At 64.7% G+C, this 14,984-nt stretch carries 18 protein-coding genes, 1 tRNA gene and 1 pseudogene; 10 read left to right on the forward strand and 10 right to left on the reverse strand.

Annotation, left to right across the window (positions count from 1 at the left end):
- Positions 1-5: 5 nt before the first annotated feature.
- Positions 6-599, reverse strand: a complete 594-nt coding sequence (locus FOY51_RS09950; RefSeq protein ID WP_149430090.1) for a nicotinamidase — start codon at positions 597-599, stop codon at positions 6-8.
- Positions 596-1,930 carry a nicotinate phosphoribosyltransferase gene (locus FOY51_RS09955; RefSeq protein WP_149430091.1) on the reverse strand — a complete coding sequence of 445 codons (1,335 nt, stop codon included), beginning with the start codon at positions 1,928-1,930 and terminating at the stop codon, positions 596-598. Before FOY51_RS09955 ends, FOY51_RS09950 begins: the two co-directional genes overlap by 4 nt.
- Positions 1,931-1,999: 69 nt before the next feature.
- Here FOY51_RS09955 and clpS point away from each other — a divergent pair, with 69 nt between their 5' ends.
- The 10 genes from clpS to rdgB all read left to right on the forward strand — a co-directional run bounded on the left by clpS (position 2,000) and on the right by rdgB (position 8,823).
- Complete coding sequence (clpS, locus tag FOY51_RS09960) at positions 2,000-2,335, forward strand: ATP-dependent Clp protease adapter ClpS (RefSeq protein WP_149430092.1); 336 nt, start codon at positions 2,000-2,002, stop codon at positions 2,333-2,335.
- A gap of 43 nt (positions 2,336-2,378) precedes the next feature.
- Positions 2,379-2,948, forward strand: a complete 570-nt coding sequence (gene aosR, locus FOY51_RS09965) for an oxidative stress transcriptional regulator AosR (protein ID WP_149430093.1) — start codon at positions 2,379-2,381, stop codon at positions 2,946-2,948.
- Between the two features lie 18 nt (positions 2,949-2,966).
- A complete protein-coding gene (locus FOY51_RS09970) occupies positions 2,967-4,046 on the forward strand; it encodes a P1 family peptidase (protein ID WP_149430094.1) in 1,080 nt (359 codons plus the stop codon).
- A 21-nt stretch (positions 4,047-4,067) separates the two neighbouring features.
- Positions 4,068-4,496, forward strand: a complete 429-nt coding sequence (locus FOY51_RS09975; RefSeq protein ID WP_149430095.1) for a M67 family metallopeptidase — start codon at positions 4,068-4,070, stop codon at positions 4,494-4,496.
- A gap of 27 nt (positions 4,497-4,523) precedes the next feature.
- Positions 4,524-4,796 carry a MoaD/ThiS family protein gene (locus tag FOY51_RS09980; RefSeq protein WP_149430096.1) on the forward strand — a complete coding sequence of 91 codons (273 nt, stop codon included), beginning with the start codon at positions 4,524-4,526 and terminating at the stop codon, positions 4,794-4,796.
- Between the two features lie 6 nt (positions 4,797-4,802).
- On the forward strand, positions 4,803-5,765 hold the full coding sequence (locus FOY51_RS09985; protein WP_149430097.1) for a PLP-dependent cysteine synthase family protein: 963 nt from the start codon (positions 4,803-4,805) through the stop codon (positions 5,763-5,765).
- A gap of 139 nt (positions 5,766-5,904) precedes the next feature.
- Positions 5,905-6,507: a rhomboid family intramembrane serine protease gene (locus tag FOY51_RS09990; RefSeq protein WP_235916266.1), complete on the forward strand. Its 603-nt coding sequence runs from the start codon at positions 5,905-5,907 to the stop codon at positions 6,505-6,507.
- 139 nt (positions 6,508-6,646) lie between these two features.
- The gene (locus tag FOY51_RS09995) at positions 6,647-7,411 is read left to right on the forward strand and encodes a cyclic nucleotide-degrading phosphodiesterase (protein ID WP_149430099.1); all 765 of its coding nucleotides are present in this window, start codon (positions 6,647-6,649) and stop codon (positions 7,409-7,411) included.
- A gap of 19 nt (positions 7,412-7,430) precedes the next feature.
- Positions 7,431-8,213 carry a ribonuclease PH gene (rph, locus tag FOY51_RS10000; protein WP_149430100.1) on the forward strand — a complete coding sequence of 261 codons (783 nt, stop codon included), beginning with the start codon at positions 7,431-7,433 and terminating at the stop codon, positions 8,211-8,213.
- Complete coding sequence (rdgB, locus tag FOY51_RS10005) at positions 8,206-8,823, forward strand: RdgB/HAM1 family non-canonical purine NTP pyrophosphatase (protein WP_149430101.1); 618 nt, start codon at positions 8,206-8,208, stop codon at positions 8,821-8,823. Before rph ends, rdgB begins: the two co-directional genes overlap by 8 nt.
- Before the next feature lie 19 nt (positions 8,824-8,842).
- Here rdgB and FOY51_RS10010 read toward each other — a convergent pair whose 3' ends face one another.
- From FOY51_RS10010 to FOY51_RS10045, 8 genes and pseudogenes are all read right to left on the reverse strand, one after another.
- Positions 8,843-9,196, reverse strand: a complete 354-nt coding sequence (locus tag FOY51_RS10010; RefSeq protein ID WP_149430102.1) for a DUF3817 domain-containing protein — start codon at positions 9,194-9,196, stop codon at positions 8,843-8,845.
- Positions 9,193-9,609: a transcriptional regulator gene (locus FOY51_RS10015; RefSeq protein WP_149430103.1), complete on the reverse strand. Its 417-nt coding sequence runs from the start codon at positions 9,607-9,609 to the stop codon at positions 9,193-9,195. The genes FOY51_RS10010 and FOY51_RS10015 overlap by 4 nt, the downstream gene beginning before the upstream one ends.
- A 67-nt stretch (positions 9,610-9,676) precedes the next feature.
- Positions 9,677-9,758, reverse strand: a tRNA-Leu gene (locus tag FOY51_RS10020).
- Between the two features lie 47 nt (positions 9,759-9,805).
- Positions 9,806-10,557, reverse strand: a pseudogene (locus FOY51_RS10025) (DJ-1/PfpI family protein).
- 10 nt (positions 10,558-10,567) lie between these two features.
- Entirely contained in the window at positions 10,568-11,428 is an 861-nt protein-coding gene (locus tag FOY51_RS10030; protein WP_149430104.1) for an SDR family NAD(P)-dependent oxidoreductase, read from the reverse strand.
- A 20-nt stretch (positions 11,429-11,448) separates the two neighbouring features.
- Entirely contained in the window at positions 11,449-13,941 is a 2,493-nt protein-coding gene (locus FOY51_RS10035; protein WP_149430105.1) for an FtsX-like permease family protein, read from the reverse strand.
- Positions 13,938-14,645: an ABC transporter ATP-binding protein gene (locus FOY51_RS10040; RefSeq protein WP_149430106.1), complete on the reverse strand. Its 708-nt coding sequence runs from the start codon at positions 14,643-14,645 to the stop codon at positions 13,938-13,940. The genes FOY51_RS10035 and FOY51_RS10040 overlap by 4 nt, the downstream gene beginning before the upstream one ends.
- Positions 14,646-14,672: 27 nt before the next feature.
- Positions 14,673-14,975 carry a hypothetical protein gene (locus tag FOY51_RS10045; protein WP_149430107.1) on the reverse strand — a complete coding sequence of 101 codons (303 nt, stop codon included), beginning with the start codon at positions 14,973-14,975 and terminating at the stop codon, positions 14,673-14,675.
- Between the last annotated feature and the right edge of the window lie 9 nt (positions 14,976-14,984).

The raw sequence follows: 14,984 nt of genomic DNA on the forward strand, positions 1-14,984 counted from the left end.
CGCGGCTACTGCCGCTCGCCGACCTGCCCGACAAGTTCCACTCCGGCGTCCCGCAGCGCCGTCAACGCCTTCTCGACGCTCTCGGGGGCGACGCCGGCGGTGTGTCCGAGCAGCACGCGGGTCCGCAGGCCGCTGGCTGCGGCATCGAGTGCGGTGGCGCGGACACAGTGATCGGTGGCGATGCCGACGATGTCGACAGCGTCGATATTGCGCGACTCCAGCCAGTCGGCGAGGGGTTCGCCGTTCGCCGACGCGCCCTCGAATCCCGAGTACGCCGCGGAGTACTCGCCCTTGGAGAAGATCTCGTCGACCGCGGTCAGATCGAAATTGGTGTGGAAATCCGCGCCGGGCGTACCGACTCGGCAATGCGGTGGCCACGTGTCGACGAAGTCGGGGTTCTCGGAGAAATGGGCGCCCGGATCGATGTGATAGTCGCGGGTCGCGACGACGGCGGCGTACTGGTTCTCGGAGCGAAGCAGGTCCGATACCGCTGTGGCGACCGCCGAGCCCCCGGCTACGGCCAAGGATCCGCCTTCGCAGAAATCGTTCTGGATGTCGACGACGATCAGGGCTGTCGTTGGCGCGAGCGTTCCTCTCATCCGACGAAGGTGGTCGGGATTGCCGGTTCGCCGTTGGACAACTTCAGGCCCTCCCACGGCAGACTGATCAGGCCCTGCGCCACCAGTGCGCGGGCGTCGGCGAGATCGGGCAGGTCGGGAACCTTCTCACCGGATCGCACCAGCGGAATCATCAACTCCCGCACCTGCAATCCACCGGGATCGGGTGCGGGGTTCTTGGCGAGATACACCACTTCCTCCACGACGGTCCCTGTGCTGCGAGCCAGTCGTGATGCGCGCTTGGTTCCGCCGATCGACTCCTTGTGGCTGCTGCGTTTCGCAACGGGAACACCGTCCACCTCGACCAACTTGTAGACCATGCCTGCGGTCGGCGCACCTGATCCTGTCACCAGCGACGTTCCGACTCCGTAGGAGTCGACTGGTTCGACCCGCAAGGCAGCGATTGCGTGCTCGTCCAGATCGCCGGACAGCACGATCTTGGTTTCGGTGGCCCCCAGTTCGTCGAGTTGCTTGCGGACCTGACGCGCGAGAACGCCGAGATCGCCCGAGTCGATGCGCACACCGCCGAGCTTGGGCCCTGCCACCTCGACTGCGATGCGCACGCCCTCGGTGATGTCGTAGGTATCCACCAGTAGCGTGGTGCCTACACCGAGAGCTCGGACCTGAGTTCGGAAGGCGTCGGCCTCGTGGGGTCCGTCGGTGTCGGTGTGGAGCAGGGTGAAGGCATGGGCGCTGGTTCCGGTTCCGGGAATGCCGTAGCGGCGAACGGCTTCGAGGTTGGAGGTGGCGGTGAAGCCTGCCAGGTACGCGGCGCGCGAACTCGCGGGCGCCGCTTGTTCATGGGTTCGACGCGACCCCATTTCGATCGTCGCCCGGCCGTCCGCGGCGCTGACCATGCGTGCTGCGGCCGACGCGATCGCACTGTCGTGATTGAGGATCGACAGCGCGAGCGTTTCCAGAAGCACACATTCGGCAAACGTTCCTCGCACCGACAGGATCGGTGAACCGGGAAAGTACAGGTCACCTTCGCGGTAGCCGTCGATGTCGCCGCCGAATCGGTAGTCGCGGAGCCACGCGACGGTGCGATCGTCGAGGAATTTCGCGACGATGTTCAGCTCGTCCGCTCCGAAGCGGAAGTTCGCCAACGCGTCGAGCAACCGACCCGTGCCTGCGACCACTCCGTAGCGCCTGCCGTTCGGGAGCCGGCGGGCGAATACCTCGAAAGTGCACGTGCGCTGTGCGGATTCGTCGGCCAGTGCCGCCGCGAGCATGGTCAGCTCGTATTGATCGGTGAGCAGGGCAGTGCTGGTGTGCGCGACGGTGGCGTCGGGCGCATGCGTTTGGTTGGCCACGGCGACAACTTTACGAGTACCTGCTCAACCGGGTGTTGTGGTTCGCATACCGCGTCGTACCCTTGGAATATGGCTCTGCGCACGACGACAGTTCCCACGGCCAGAGTTCCGGCCGCGCCGCAGGCCACGCCGCAAACGGCGGAGGTCGAGGAAGTCGATGAAGCCCAGGATCGGCCCTGGGTCACCATCGTGTGGGACGACCCGGTCAATCTCATGCATTACGTTGCATACATCTTCCAAAAGCTGTTCGGTTACAGCAAAGCCAAGGCAACCGAGCTGATGATGAAGGTGCACCAAGAGGGCAAAGCTGTGGTGTCGTCCGGCTCGCGCGACAAGATGGAACAGGATGTACGCAGGTTGCATGCCGCGGGACTCTGGGCCACCATGCAGCGCGAAGACCAGTAATTCACAACTGACCACAACCCGAAAGGGACCTACAGGTACCGACGTGCGGACGTGGACCCGAAAGAATTCGCTGGGCGGCGTGAGGCTGCGCACCGACATGGATGCACGCGAAGCCGCTGTGCTGCGATCGCTGGTCGGATCGGTGCTCGGTCTACTCCACGAACGCGCCGACTCGGTTCCCGAAGACGATCTCGCCGCGCTCACCGGGCTGCGGATGGGCAACAACACGCCCCCTGACGACGCGACGCTGGCCCGACTGCTGCCCGACTTTCACCGCAGCGACCCGGACAAGCCCGACGACGACCGCGCCGACATGAACGGGGCGCTGCGCAGCTTGCACGAGCCGGAGATCATCGACGAGAAGCTCGCGGCAGGCCAGGTGATCCTGGAGACGGTGCCTGCCGAGGGCGGCCGGATTCTGTTGACCCGCGAGCAGGCCGATGCGTGGCTGAACGGCCTGAACGACGTTCGCCTCGCCCTTGGCACGACATTGCAGATCGATGCCGATACGCCTGATCATCTGGAGCCCGACGACCCGCGCGCGCCGCATCTGGACGTGTATCACTGGTTGACCTGGATCCAGGATTCGCTCCTGCAAGCCATGGCGCCTTAGATGAACATGGCTCCCTAGATGAAGCCGGGTGTACGGAACTCGTTGGCGGACGTGACCGGCGTGCTGGTCGGCCATCACCACGCCCTGGATCCGGACGCGACGACAGCTGACGAGTCGACACCGGGAACCGGCTCTGCGACTGGGTGCACCGTGATCCGCGTGCCCGGTGGCGCAACAGCATCGGTCGACGTTCGCGGCGGCGGGCCGGGCACCCGCGAGACGGATCTGTTGGAACCGAGCAACACGATTCAGCAGGTCCACGCCGTGCTCCTGTCCGGAGGTAGCGCCTACGGGCTTGCCGCAGCCGACGGCGTCATGCGATGGCTCGAAGAGCACGGTGAAGGCATTCCGATGGGGCAGCCCGGACAGGTTGTGCCGATCGTTTCCGGCGCGGTGATCTTCGATCTACCCGTCGGCGATTGGGCCACGCGCCCGACCGCCGAATTCGGTTACCGAGCTGCCGACGCTGCGGCGACGGACTTCGCGACTGGCTCGGTGGGCGCGGGTGTCGGTGCGAGAGCGGGATCGTTGAAGGGCGGAGTCGGTACCGCGAGCGTCACCATCACCGGGGGCGTCGCCGACGGCGTGACGGTGGGCGCGTTGGTGGTCGCCAATCCGGTCGGGTCCGTCGTCGATCCGCGGCTGGGGTTGCCGTGGGGGACCGCCACCGACGGCCCTGCATCGTTCGGACTGCGAGCGCCCGACGAGTCGCAGCGGTCCGCGTTCGTCGATCTCGCTCCTAAGGGCACGACGCTGAACACCACCATCGGCGTGGTCGCGACGGATGCAGCACTGAGTTCGTCCGCGTGCCGCCGAATGGCGATCACGGCCCACGACGGCCTTGCGCGGGCAATCAGGCCTGCGCATTCACCGCTCGACGGCGACACCATGTTTGCCCTGGCCACGGGAACTTTCGTTGCGTCGGACGCCGGCGATCCGCTGCCATCAGCCTTTCCGCAGGAGCTGCCGATGATGGGCGCGGTATGCGCGGCGTCGGCGGTGTGTGTGGAGCGCGCGATCGTCGGTGCGGTCCTGGCCGCCACATCCGTCGCGGGAATACCCGCATATCGTGAGCTGTTGTCGTCGGCATTCGCCTGAATCAACGGAAAGGTTGAGCACGTGCTGGTCATCAGGGCCGATTTGGTCGATGCGATGGTGGCGCATGCGAGAGCGGATCACCCCGACGAGGCGTGCGGAATCATCGCGGGCCCTGAGGGTTCCGACCGTCCCCAGCGTCACGTCGCGATGGTCAATGCCGAGCGCTCGCCGACGTTCTATCGCTTCGACTCCGGGGAGCAGCTGCGCCTGTGGCGAGAGATGGACGACGCGGACGAGACGCCCGTCGTGATCTATCACTCGCACACCGCAACCGAGGCCTACCCGAGTCGCACCGACATTTCGTTCGCATCCGAACCCGACGCGCACTACGTGTTGATATCCACCCGCGATCCGGCGCAACACGAGTTGCGCAGCTATCGGATTCTGAACGGCGTGGTCACCGAAGAACAGGTCGACGTGGTCGAGAACTATCAACCCGCCCAAACCTAGAAACACCCTTCGAGCACAGGAGTTCCCATGGCAGTTACCGTGTCCATTCCCACCATTCTCCGCACCTACACCGACGGCGAAAAGCGCGTCGAGGCAACGGGTTCCACATTGTCCGCCGTCATCGACGATCTGGATGCCAACCACGGCGGTCTCAAGGAACGCCTGCTCAACGATGGCAAGCTGCATCGCTTCGTCAACGTCTACGTCAACGACGAGGACGTTCGGTTCTCCGGTGGACTCGACACCACGGTCGCCGATGGCGACAGCGTCACCATCCTCCCGGCTGTCGCGGGCGGCTGAACGCCCGTGGCGCGCTTCGATTCTCTGATCGCATCGCTCGGTGATACCCCGCTGGTCGGGCTGCAGCGGCTCTCGCCCAAATGGGACGGCGACGACCACGTCCGGCTGTGGGCGAAGCTGGAGGATCGCAACCCGACGGGCTCCATCAAGGATCGCCCTGCCCTGTCGATGATCGAACAGGCCGAACGCGACGGGCAATTACGGCCTGGCGCAACGATTCTCGAGCCGACCAGCGGCAACACCGGCATTTCGCTCGCAATGGCGGCGAAGCTCAAGGGCTACAAGCTGATCTGTGTGATGCCCGAGAACACGTCGATCGAGCGCAGGCAACTGCTCACCATGTACGGCGCGGAGATCATCGACTCGCCTGCCGCGGGCGGGTCGAATCAGGCGGTCGCCATGGCAAAGCAGATTGCCGCCGAACATCCCGACTGGGTGATGCTCTACCAGTACGGCAACCCCGCAAATGCGTTGGCGCACTACGAAGGCACGGGTCCGGAGCTGCTGCGCGATCTTCCCGAGATCACCCATTTCGTCGCCGGTCTCGGCACCACCGGAACCCTGATGGGATCGGGACGCTATCTGCGCGAACAGGTTCCGGGTATCGAGATAGTCGCCGCCGAACCGCGTTACGGCGAACTGGTTTACGGACTTCGCAATATCGACGAAGGCTTCGTTCCCGAGCTCTACGACGAGTCGGTGCTGAGCTCGCGTTTTTCGGTCGGCCCCTTCGATGCCGTGCGCCGGACCCGGGAGTTGGTGCTCGAAGAAGGCATCTTCGCAGGCATCTCGACCGGCGCGATTCTGCATGCCGCCTTGGGGGTCAGCCGCAAGGCGATCGCTGCCGGAACGCGCGCCGACATCGCCTTCGTCGTCTGCGACGCCGGGTGGAAGTATCTGTCGACCGGCGCATACGACGGTACGCTGGAAGAAGCCGAAGATCGGTTGGACGGCCAGTTGTGGGCGTAAGGAGCTGACGAAGATGACGGGAAGTATGGGTCCGTCCTTCGACCCCGCCCGAATCGATGCCATTCGCGCATCGCTCGACAAGTCCTCCTCGGCGACGACCCGTCCTGCCGTCAATGCCCCCTCGAACCCGCCGACCTCGATGAAACCGCCGCGCGACGGTCGCCCGCTCTGGATGCAGGCCGCCGCGATCATCGTCGCGTTCACCGTGTTGCTCTACGCCATCGAAGCGGTCGACGTGCTCGCCAATCACCGGCTCGATCAGGCCGGCGTCGAGCCCCGCGAGGTCGACGGCCTTTGGGGAATCCTGTTCGCGCCGATGCTGCACTTCGGCTGGGGGCATCTGATTGCCAACACGATTCCCATGCTGGTGCTCGGCTTCCTGTCGTTGATGGCGGGTATTGCCCGCGGAATCACCGCTACCGCCGTGGTGTGGATCGTCGGCGGTATCGGCACCTGGCTGACCGGCGGATCGGGCAGCGTCCACATCGGAGCGTCGGTGCTGATCTTCGGCTGGCTGACGTTCTTGCTGGCGCGGGGCATTTTCAATCGCTCCGCGATGCAGATCCTCATCGGTCTGGTCGTCCTGGTGTTCTACGGCAGCCTGCTGTGGGGCGTGCTGCCCAGCGATCCGAGAATTTCCTGGCAGGGTCATCTGTTCGGCGCGATAGGCGGGCTGATCGCGGCCTGGGTGCTGTCCTCGGATCAGCGCGCAGCGAGGCGCAAACCCGCCGTTGCCGGCTGATTGCCCTTCTCGCGTTTCAACTGTTGTCTGTGTCTGGCGGTACCGGGTCAGGTCACATTTCCGCGGCATTTGTGAAGTCACCCCGACGAATCTCGGGGAAGCTTTTTGGCGCCGCCCAGATCGTGGCAGCATGGCGGTTATGCGTCTTACCGTCCTCGGGTGTTCGGGCAGTGTCTCCGGCCCGGATTCCGCTGCGTCGGGATATCTACTGACCGCACCGGACATGACACCCGTGGTCGTCGACTTCGGTCCGGGCGTGCTCGGCGTTCTGCAGCGCCATGCAGATCCCGGCGAGGTTTCGGTTTTTCTGACGCACCTCCATGCCGACCATTGCCTCGACCTCCCTGGCTTGTTGGTGTGGCGGCGCTACCACCCGAACCCGCCGACGGGGAGGGCGGTGGTCTATGGGCCCTCGGATACCTCCCTGCGCATCGGGAACGCGTCCGCGGAGGTCGGTGGCGAAACCGACGACTGGTCGGACACGATCGATCTGCGGCCGTGGCAAGCGGGTGTCTCCGTCGACTTCGGCGGTGGCAATTCGGTGACGCCGATGCGCATGGACCATCCGCCCGAGTCGTATGGATTGCGGTTCGCCACGGATTCCGGACGCACTTTCGTCTACACCGGTGACACCGGGATCTGCGACATGGTCGTCGATCTTGCGCGCGGAGCCGACGTCCTGTTGGCGGAGGCATCGTGGACCCATGACCCGCCGAATCGTCCGCCGGGCGTTCACCTTTCCGGAACCGAGGCAGGGCAGGTCGCTGCTCGCGCCGGGGTGGGGGAGTTGCTACTCACCCACATTCCGCCGTGGACGTCCCGCGAGGATGTGATCGCCGAAGCGAAGGCCGAATTCTCCGGACCCGTGCATGCTGTTTCACCCGGCGAGGTCTTCGATCTCTGAGTGCGGCTAGGCTTTTGTCGTGTCGAGAAGAGCCGATGGCAGGGCGGACGACGAGCTCCGCGAAATCCGTATCACCCGTGGATTCACCGATCACCCAGCAGGTTCCGTGCTGGTGGAGTTCGGTAAGACCAGGGTGATGTGCACAGCCAGCGTCGAGGCCGACGTGCCGCGTTGGCGGAAGGGATCGGGGCTGGGGTGGTTGACCGCCGAGTACGCGATGCTTCCCGCGGCGACCCACACCCGTAGCGGCCGCGAGTCCGTCAAGGGCAAGGTCGGTGGGCGTACCCAGGAGATCAGCAGGCTGGTCGGGCGCTCCCTGCGTGCATGCATCGACCTCGCAGCGATCGGTGAGAACACCATCGCCATCGACTGCGACGTGCTCCAAGCCGACGGCGGCACCCGGACCGCGGCGATCACCGGTGCGTACGTGGCCCTTTCGGATGCCGTGACCTACCTGCGGGCCGCCGACAAGCTGGCGGACCCGCAACCGATCTCGTGTGCCATCGCCGCAGTCAGCGTCGGCGTCGTCGACGGTCGCGTCCGCCTCGATCTGCCGTACGAAGAGGATTCGCGCGCCGAGGTGGACATGAACGTCGTCGCGACCGACACCGGAACGCTGGTCGAGATCCAGGGCACGGGTGAGGGCGCGACCTTCCCGCGGTCGACCTTGGACAAGATGCTCGACCTGGCGTTCGCCGGTGCCGAGCAGTTGTTCGTCGTTCAGAAAGAAGCGCTGGCGCTGCCGTACCCCGGCATCTTGCCCGAGCCGAAGGAGCCGGCGAAGAAGAAGTTCGGTGCCTGACTCGGGTGGCAGGCGACTTCTCGTCGCAAGTCGGAATCCGAAGAAGCTCAACGAGCTTCGCCGGGTTCTCGCGGAAAGCGGTGTCGTCGGAATCGAATTGGTGGGCCTCGACGAGGTGGCGCCGTTCGACGAGACGCCCGAAACAGGAGCGACGTTCGAAGCGAACGCAGTTGTCAAGGCCCGAGACGGTGCAGCTGCCACCGGGTTGGCTTGCGTTGCCGATGATTCCGGGTTGGAAGTCGATGCCCTCAACTCGATGCCGGGCGTCCTGTCGGCGCGTTGGTCGGGCACCCATGGTGACGACGACGCGAACACGACCCTGCTGCTTGCGCAACTCGCCGACGTTCCCGACATCCGTCGTGGCGCGCGATTCGTATCGGCGTGCGCGTTGGTGACGCCGGACGGCGACAAGATCGTCGTGCGCGGCGAGTGGACGGGCACCATCACACGGGAGCCGCGGGGAGACGGCGGATTCGGCTACGACCCCATCTTCGTTCCCACCGGCGGCAACCGCACTTCGGCGGAGCTCACGCCTGCCGAGAAGGATGCCGAGTCACACCGCGGGCGTGCACTGCGTCAGCTCGTGCCGTCGCTCGCTGCGTTGGTGTAGTGCTGTGTTGGTTTAGCGCCTAGACGTTGAAGTCGCGCTTGACCTGAGCTGTCCGGCGATGCTCGATGACGAATGACAGGAACGGGATGGTTCCCGCGAGCAGGGTCCCCACCGTGCGCAGCGCAGGCCAGCGAACCTTTACGGCCAGGTCGATCGTCATGATCAGGTAGACGAAGTACACCCACCCGTGCACCACGGCGATCCAACTGGGCGTGTGCACGCCGAAGCCGTATTTGACGATGATGTCGACGGTCAGCACCAGCAGCCAGATGCCTGTGGCGTAGGCGAGAACTCGATAACGCAGCAGCGAACTCGCGATCTTCTTGTTGGTCTGGCTCGCGGGTGCTGTCGCGCTGTCCTGACTCGCCGTCACTTGGTGCTCCTATCGGTCTCGCGAGCCGAGAGCTCCGCGAGGTATCGGTTGTACTCCCGCATCTGCGGGTCTTGGTCGTCGCGTGCAGCACTGGGACGCTCGGGCAACAGGCCGACGGGTACTTCGCGAACGACGACCTTCTTCTTCGGCGTGCTCGATGGATCTTCGGCCTCGTCTTCGAGTTGCACAAATCGGCGGTAGGCATAGACGACAAATCCGGCGAACAGCGGCCATTGCAGCGCGTAGCCGAGGTTCTGGCCGGTCCCGCCCGCCGATTCGAAGCGTGTCCACTGCCACCAACCGAGCGCAAGACAGCCCAGCGAGGCGACGATCACGAGGATGATCAGCGACGCACGGTGCCGACGTCGGCCATGATCGGCCGCGTCTGCATTGCGTTCGGTTGCACTCGTCATCGACTACGAAGATACCGGTGGGTCGCTGGTGAGACTATTCGTGGTGGTATGACATGAATCGCCACTGTGCGCGAGGGGGGACTTGAACCCCCACGTCCGTTGGACACCACATCCTAAGTGTGGCGCGTCTGCCATTCCGCCACTCGCGCGCGAGCAAAGCTTACGCCACGAGGTCGGACGGTTCCGATGCGTGCAGTCAACTGGCGGTCAGTCTCCGTCGCGTCCGCGCCTTCTTGATCGCACCGGTCCAGGCCAGCTGAGCCATCGCTGCCGACTCGCGAACCATGGCGGTCGGATTTGCGACACCGATCTCTGCGCCCTGGCGCGCGAACAGCATCGCGACCTTGCGCTTGGTCGCTGCGGATGCCTTGCTGAGATGACCGCTGTCGAAGGGCGGTTGGGGGTCGTATTCGATGGCCAATTGGATTGCTTCCGCGACCTCTTGTCCCGCGATTTCGGCTGCAAGCCATAGCCCGAGGTCGATCCCTGCGAGACGCCCGCTGCCGTGACGATCTTGCCGACTTGCACGATCCGCTGGTCACGCTGCACCTGTGCGCCGAGCCCCGCCAGAGCCGAATGTGCCATCCAGTGGCCGGTCGCGGGCTTTCCGTCGAGCAGACCTGCCGTCGCGAGGACCAACGATCCGGTACAGACGGATGCAGTCCACGTCGTCGTCTCGTGTGCCTTCCGCACCCAGTCGAGCACGACCTTGTCGGCGGCGACTGTCGCAGCTGTCGACGAACCGCCGATGAGAAGTACATCGGGCGTAGGGGTTTCGTCGAAGGAATGTGTTGCACCCAGGATCAGCACGCCACTGTCGGTGGTGATCGGACCGGGCTCTTTCCAGACGAACCGAAGATCCACGCCCGGCAGCAATCGCAGCACCTCGTACGGCCCGATCGCGTCGAGCGCGGTCATCCCCGGATAGAGCACAATTGCGATTTGCATGCTGGTCCTCTCAGATTCCGATGGACAACGCTATGGCGTTCATCTTGCGCGGAGCAATCATGGACAGCAGCTGGGTGTAGCGCGCGAAGATCGGTTCGACTGTGCTCGGTCTGGTCTCGATCGCGTGCAGGATCCATTCGGCGGCCACCTCGGGAGTCAGCGCGGGCATTGCCGCGTAGTCCTCGGTCGGGGCGATCATGGGTGTGCGCACGAGTGGGTAGTGAACGGTCGTGACACACACGCCGGTCGATGCCAATTCGGCATCGAGGCTGCGACCGAACGCGGTGAGTGCGGCTTTCGATGCGTGATAGGCGGTGAATCTGGGCATCGTGCCTGCGGGAACGCCCCACGTGCCGACGTTGATGATGTGACCGGACTTCCGTTCGATCATCGCCGGGAGCAACGCCAACGTCAGTTCCACGGGTGCAAGATAATTCAGTCGTGCAGTTCGCTCGTAGTCGTGGAATCGGTGCACGGCGTCTGCTGCTCGGCGGCGGATGGAATGCCCGGCGTTGTTGACCAGTACGTCGGGGATCCAGTCGATGTCGTGGAGATGGCGTACCAATCGGGCGACGTCCGTCGAGTCCGAGAGATCGCAGGTAGCGAACTGTGCTGTTCCACCGGCCTTCTCGACTTCGACGCACGTCGCTTTCAGCTCGTCCTGCGATCTGGCCACCACCAACACCGATGCGCCGTGCTCACCGAGCAGAACGGCGAGAGCACGCCCGATTCCCGACGATCCGCCGGTCACCAAGCAGCGCCTGCCACGCAGGTCCGGCCCACCGCGGACACTGCGCCGAATGCCGTCGATTCGGTGGGTGATTACCGCGCGATCGGAGGCGGCTTGCAAGAGCCAGCGTGTCGGGTCCATGCGCTCACTCTGCCATCCGACTACTCGGTGCCGATGGCGTCGACGACGTTCAACCGTGCGGCACGAATCGCCGGCGGTATCGACCCGAGCAGACTCAGCAGCAGGGCTGCCCCCGCGAACACCACCATCAGCACCCGGGGGTGGTAGGCGACGTCGATGCTCAGGACGTCGGTGATCGCTCGGGCGTTGAGAACCTGCGTCGCAGCACCGATCGCGAGCCCCAACACCGCGCCGATCACACCGATCGCCACAGCTTCCGCGAGCACCGTGCGCAACGCGAATCGTCGACTCGAACCCATCGCCCGAAGCACACCGAGTTCGCGGCGACGTTCGAGCACCGACAGCATCAACGTGTTCAACAGGGCGATCGCAGCAACCAGGACGACGATCCATGTGATGGCGCCGGTCAACGCGGTGGCCTGCGCTATCGCCCCGCTCACGCCTGCAACGGCCTCGCTACCGGAAAAGACGTATACATTGTCCGGCACGGCGGCCCGGATCGCGGCTTGCACGCGGGCGGCATCGGCACCCGGTGCAACCATCACCTGCAGCACCGTCGAACCCGGCCTGTCGAACCACTGCTGCATTCGATCGAAATCTATTGCTGCAGTGCCGCTTATCGCTGCGAAGAACGGAACTACGGCGAGCACCGTCAGGTGTTGGCTCCCGTTGGGTGTGGGTAGATCGACAGCGCCGCCCGTCGAAACGCCGAGCGACCTGGCGACGTCGCGTGACAACACGATGCCGGTGCCCTCGCGTAGTCGCTCGCGGACCGCCGGGTCGAGCGAGCTGTAGATGGGTCCGTTCGCACCGCTCTGCAGCCCCTGGATCATCACCCGGTCGGATCCCAATGTCGCAAAAGCCATTTGGCCCGCGACCACCTTCGATACGCCGGGAGCGGAGCGAACGGCGGGAAGTACGTCGGCCGCCAGGATCGGCGAGGTGGGAAAGACCGCGGCGCTGGTGGAACTGACCCAGATATCCGTCTTGGCGAGGCCCGCGAACGAGTCGGTGGTGGAGTCGATGACGTCGTTGTTGGAGTTGTTGATCGTCACCGTCACTGTGACCGCAATCAAGACGGTCATCAATGTTGCCCACACGCGGCGCGGGGCACGCTCGATGGTCGTCGCAGCGAGAGTCCCTGGTGCGCCGAACAATCGGGCAGCCGCTGCCACCAAGGCGATAATCGGCCCGGTAAGAGCGAAGCACAGGGCCAACGCCGCGAGCAGCGACAACCCGATCGACCCGACGGACGCCTTGCCGAGATCCGACGTCGCGACGGCGACTGCGCCGCCCGCCAAGATCAAGCCGCAGGCAGCCGCGATTGCCAGCAGCGATCTGCTCGGCAGCGCCGATCGCGATGCCGCCACGGGGACCAGTGCTTCGATAGGTGCGACCCGGTACACCTGTTGACCCGCAAGTGCAGCTGCGGCAACGCAAGCGCAGACACAGACGGCCATCGCGGCCGGTACTGCATAGCCGGGAAGTATGAATTCGGTTCGGGTATCGACGGATTGGACGATCGCTTCCGGAAGCTGCCGAATTGCCGAGCGCCCCAGCATAATTCCGAGTGCGGCACCGACCGCGCTGCCGAGCAATCCGAGCACCGCGGCTTCGGCGAGGACGTCTCGAAGTATCGCGCGTCGCTGTCCGCCGAGCGCGCGGAGCAGCGAAATGGCCGGCCTGCGCTGACTCAGAGCCATGCTCATCGTGTTGTAGATCAGGAACATGGTCACGACAAGCGCGGCGGATGCGGCCAACAACGTGGAGTAGCGGAGAACGGCGATCCCTGCACCGGCCTGCGCGGCCCGAAAACTGGGTGTGGCGACAATTGCCCGACCGGCCACAGCGTTGCTGACCGCAGATCGCACGGTGGTCACATCGGCACCGGGCTTCGTTGTCAGCAAGACGGAATCGAGTCGACCGGCCCGATCGGTGATCTGCTGTGCCAGGGTCAGCGGTGCCAATACGAAATGTCCACCGTTCACCGTGTCGGCATCGGCGCCCGTCACCACCGCCGCGACGGTGACGGACTTCGAACCCAGCTCGAACACATCACCTTTCGCGTGCCCGGTACCCGTCCCGACCAGAACGCCGTTCGGAACACTCAGCAGTGCTCCCACATCGTGCGCGACGGCGTTCTGCATCGGAGTGTGCAGCGCCGTCCCGCGCTGGTCGGTTCCGATCAACAGAGTTCGATTCGTCGCCGATCCTAGGGTCATCCGCAGCATCGGCACCGCAGCGTCGACACCCGAAACGGTGCCGACCTTGTCCAGCAGGCTCTGATCGAAGCCGCCATCGGTGATCCCCGAGACCTCGAGATCCGCATTTCCACCGATCGCCGTCGTCAGGCGGTCGACGGATCCCGTGATGGAGCCGGTGATTCCGAGTACCGCCACCAGCAGAGCGGCCGAAACGGCAACCACCGCAAGGGACATCAGGGTGCGGGCGCGATGTGTGGCGAATTCGCGAAGGTTGAAGATGCGCAGCCGGTCGAGGGCGGCGGGGATCATGCCCGCACTCGCGAACGAGCGGTGATCGACTCGTCCGATCCGACGAGCCCGTCGCGCAGTGTGATGACCCGATCGGTCGCTCGCGCGGCGTCGAGGTTGTGCGTCACCATGATTGCCGAACGTCGCGCGTCGGTGTCATGTGCGATGTCGCCCAACAGCTCCATGATCGCAGCACCCGTCGTCGAATCGAGATTGCCGGTTGGTTCGTCAGCCAGAATCAGGGGCGGATCCATCATCAACGCACGCGCGATCGCAACACGCTGCATCTGGCCGCCGGACAACTCGGACGGCCGGTGCTCGGCGCGATTGCCGAGGCCGACAAGGTCCAGCAGCGCAAGTGCCGCCGGTTTGGCGGTGCGCAGCCGAACCCCGTCGAGCAGTGTGGGAACCGCCACGTTCTCCCATGCCGAGAGCGTGGGCAGCAAGTTGAAGAATTGAAAGATGAACCCGACCTTGTGACGTCGAAACGCCGACTGCCGCTCGTCGTCGAGAGAGCCGATCTCCTCGCCCTCGAAACGAATCGAGCCGGAATCGGGGGAGTCGAGTGCACCGAGCAGATGCAACAGCGTGCTCTTGCCCGCACCGGAGGGACCGACCACCGACACGAAGAGCCCACTCCCCACTTCGAGGCTGATGCCGTCCAGCGCGGTCACCTGCTGACCGCCGACACGATAGTGCCGAGTTACTTGCGTCAGTTCGATCATGACCGCCCCAGTTCTCGAATGCTGAATTCATGCAATGGTTTTGAACGAGGCATGCGCGTCGAGCACTGCCCTGAGCGCCGGCTGCTCGGCGACCAGTTCGTCCCACGCCTCGTTCGGCGAGCTGCAGTCGTACATCGCTTGATCGAGCTTGGCATTCAGGTGCGTAGTCCAGCGATGCTGCAGCGCGAGCAGCAGTCCCTCGACACCGCCGAACAGTCGGTGGACCTCGCTGAGATCGAGGGCGTCGAAAGCCTTCGACGGATCCGTTTCGGCGCGTTCGAGAATCGTCTCCAGCACGTCTCTGCGTTGATGTAATTCGTTCCAGGACAAGGTCGCCTC

Origin of the sequence: Antrihabitans cavernicola, assembly GCF_008297975.1 — a bacterium.
Lineage (GTDB): Bacteria > Actinomycetota > Actinomycetes > Mycobacteriales > Mycobacteriaceae > Antrihabitans > Antrihabitans cavernicola.